Origin of the sequence: Phyllobacterium sp., assembly GCF_037994405.1 — a bacterium.
In the GTDB taxonomy this organism is placed as follows: Bacteria; Pseudomonadota; Alphaproteobacteria; order Rhizobiales; family Rhizobiaceae; genus Phyllobacterium.
Map to the genome: position 1 here is coordinate 1 of NZ_JBBNAN010000474.1, position 3314 is coordinate 3314.

At 52.0% G+C, this 3314-nt stretch carries 2 protein-coding genes and 1 pseudogene; 2 read left to right on the top strand and 1 reads right to left on the bottom strand.

The window, feature by feature from the left end; translation table 11 throughout:
- Nucleotides 1-238, bottom strand: a pseudogene (locus tag AAAC48_RS26240) (PQQ-dependent dehydrogenase, methanol/ethanol family); the annotation flags it as partial.
- Nucleotides 239-563: 325 nt separating this feature from the next.
- On the opposite strand from AAAC48_RS26240, the gene AAAC48_RS26245 reads away from it, so the two are divergent.
- Together AAAC48_RS26245 and AAAC48_RS26250 are read left to right on the top strand one after the other, a co-directional pair.
- Nucleotides 564-953, top strand: coding sequence for a DUF302 domain-containing protein (locus AAAC48_RS26245; protein WP_340657013.1), 390 nt, complete (start codon nt 564-566; stop codon nt 951-953).
- 1190 nt (nt 954-2143) lie between these two features.
- Nucleotides 2144-3314, top strand: a 1171-nt coding sequence (locus tag AAAC48_RS26250; RefSeq protein ID WP_340657014.1) for a PQQ-dependent dehydrogenase, methanol/ethanol family, incomplete at its 3' end; no start/stop codon positions are given.

Sequence of the window (3314 nt, forward strand, 5' to 3'; positions counted from 1 at the left end):
GCAATTCGCCGGTTGCACGATCCATAGTGTAGGCGAAGCCGTTACGATCGAAGTGGACGAGAACATCGCGATCCTTGCCATCGATTTTGATACCATCTGCGAGGATCATCTCGTTGACGCCGTCATAGTCCCACTCATCATGTGGGGTCATCTGATAGAGCCATTTTGCCATGCCGGTATCAGCATCGCGTGCCATGATGGTCATGGACCATTTGTTGTCACCGGGACGCTGGTTCGGATAAGCTGCGGACTGGGCTGGTTTCAAGACATGGGTCATCACAAGATTTTAAACTGGGCTCCGGCTTAAGTTTGCGCTGGATCAACGCAAATCGATAGTTTTCGCTTAGGACTTTGGTTTGTCCGAAATCCGATCATTGACGGACGTTGGATATTTTGAACGTTACATGGCCGGAATGTGGGCCAGAATCGAGGTAAAATGAGGCTGGTCATTGGCCATCGCAAGACAGCGTCTGCGATAGAACGGTTGGCGTGCCTCCACCATCGTCGCATTCGCAAAGCATCTCATGTAATTGTCCCAACCAGCAGGTCCCGGAGAACGAAATATGGCCTACACTATAGACAAGACATTTCAGGGCGAAGATTTCAGCAAGATTGTTGAGAGGACCCGCGCAGCGCTTGCCGCCGAAGGCTTTGGCATTCTCACGGAGATTGACGTCAAGGCGACGTTGAAGAAGAAGATAAACGAGGACGTCGCAAACTACCTTATCCTAGGCGCCTGCAATCCGAAGATGGCTCACGAAGCCATGAAGATTGAACCCCAAGTGGGTGCCATGTTGCCTTGCAATGTGATAGTTCGATCGACCGGCGTAGACCAAGTTATGGTCAGCGCGATCGATCCAGTAGCCTCAATGCTGGCCATCCCAAACGATCGTCTCAAGGCATTGGCTGGGCAAGTCCGCGCAATGCTTGAAATGGTAGTTTCCACTATCTGACTTGGCCAGAGGGCGAGCATATCTTCTTCGAAGACTCGGGGTTTTTTGTTGACGCGGCTCACTTGTCGCGCTGCAGTTAATTAGGGTCTTCCTCAATCTGTGTGATGCTGGCTATATCGATCGCCCGAAATACATTTCTCGCTGCGCATGCCGGGCACACCAGGTAGCTGAAATTGTTCACCTTCTTGGTTACAGCATCGACAGCCTGCCGGAGCGCGCGTGATGAAGCGTCTTGTCATTCCAGTCAGCGACGACACCGTTTTACAGTAGTCTAAGCGCAATGTCTGCGCTCCAGGCACCCGGGAACTCCATTCGTAGGTGACTGGAGCTGGCACAAGACCGTAACTATGGGGCATCCTGGTAGATTTGGAACGCCGCGGGGCTGTCGATGTCCTGCCACAGATCGCCCGGCTTCAGGGCAGCCAGTTTGTTGGACAAATCACCACACAAATTGAGGAAGACCCTGGTTAACTGCAGCGCGACAGGCATTCTTTGGATTAACATCGGCGCCACGCCGTTTGGAGAAGAAGGTTTGGTCGGCAGCGAGATGAGGCCCGGTGGAGTGGAGCCTCCAAACGGGGGAGGGCCCGGGCCTCACCGCCAAGGTATGTTCCTCGACGTTTAAGTGTCGCTTCCTAGGCAAAATTGTCAAATCAGTTTCGTTTTAATAATCAGCATTCGAGCTTGTGGATGAATTTCCACGGCGTGGCTCAGTTCAGGAAAGAATGTCGCGTTCATCATTTAGACCGGCCCGTCTTGATAACTGTTAAATATATATCCTCCATAAAGTGAGCAAAAAATACTAATAGCCCGCAAATCGCATCTAATTCTAAAGAACAAAATTATAAGACGGCGCGAATACGCACAATGTGCAAGCTAATAGAATCCTCAATATTGCATTGCAAAATTTATAGATTGCAATGCAGCAAATATAAATTGATGCTTGCTTAATGCAATTGTTTCTCCTATCGTTCACTTGTTTCCGGCTTCAAGGACGTTACCGTCAAGGAAGCGGTGACAGTTTTCGTAGGCCAAAGCGGGGTGGCAGTAATGGTGCCCTCTGCGCCTGGCTTAGGTCGTGACACGCTGCCGGAAATACTTCCCCATTTGCGTGAGCTGATTGCGCGGACCGCAACTCTCAAACGGCTCCGTCCGTTGGTTCATTGATATGAACTTAGGGAGGACTCAAAATGCGTGTACACAAGAATCTCATAGGAATTGCATTGGCTACGACGGCCATGTCGCTCTCATTGGCGGGAGGAGCATTTGCCAATGATGACCTGCAGGGCTTAATCTCTGATTCCAAGAACTGGGCGATCCCCACTGGCGACTACGCCAATACGCGTTACTCAAAACTCAAACAGATCACCAAGGACAACGTCAAGAAACTCCAGGTTGCCTGGACGTTCTCGACCGGTGTGCTACGCGGCCATGAAGGCGGCCCGCTCGTCATCGGCGATGTGATGTATGTCCATGCGCCATACCCCAACACAGTCTATGCACTTGATCTGAACAATGACGGCAAGATCCTCTGGAAGTACGAGCCCAGACAGGATCCAAATGTTATCCCGATCATGTGCTGCGATACCGTCAATCGTGGCGTCGCCTACGGCGATGGCAAGATATTTCTCTATCAGGCCGACACGACACTCGTTGCCCTCGATGCCAAGACCGGCAAGGTTGAGTGGTCCGTCAAAAACGGGGAAGCACAGGACGGCAGCAAGGGTGAATCCGGTACTTCGGCTCCGATGGTGGTGAAGGACAAGGTCATTGTCGGTATTTCCGGCGCTGAATTTGGTGTTCGCGGGTTTTTGACGGCCTATAACATTAAGGACGGCAAGCAGGTATGGCGTGCATGGTCAACGGGTTCCGACAAGGATACCTTGATCGATCCGGAAAAAACGACCGAGCTTGGAAAACCCGTCGGACCCGACTCCGGAACCAACACCTGGGAAGGCGAACAGTGGAAGATCGGCGGCGGAACGACCTGGGGCTGGTATTCATACGATCCCAAGTTGAACCTCATATACTATGGCACGGGTAATCCGTCGACGTGGAATCCGAACCAGCGTCCCGGTGACAACAAATGGTCGATGGCAATCATGGCCCGCGATGCCGATACCGGCATGGCAAAGTGGCTCTATCAGATGACCCCACATGATGAGTGGGACTATGACGGCGTCAACGAGATGATCCTCGCAGATGGTATCAAAATCGATGGCAAGGATCGCGACGTTCTCGTCCACTTCGATCGTAACGGCTTCGCCTACACTATGGATCGTGCAACCGGCGAATTGCTGGTCGCAAAGAAGTACGATCCGGCCGTCAACTGGGCCACTGAAGTCGATATGGACAAAAGCA

Bases quoted from the DNA above. Each gene is read 5' to 3' on its own strand.
- AAAC48_RS26245 (WP_340657013.1), top strand. From the start codon at position 564: ATGGCCTACACTATAGACAAGACATTTCAGGGCGAAGATTTCAGCAAG.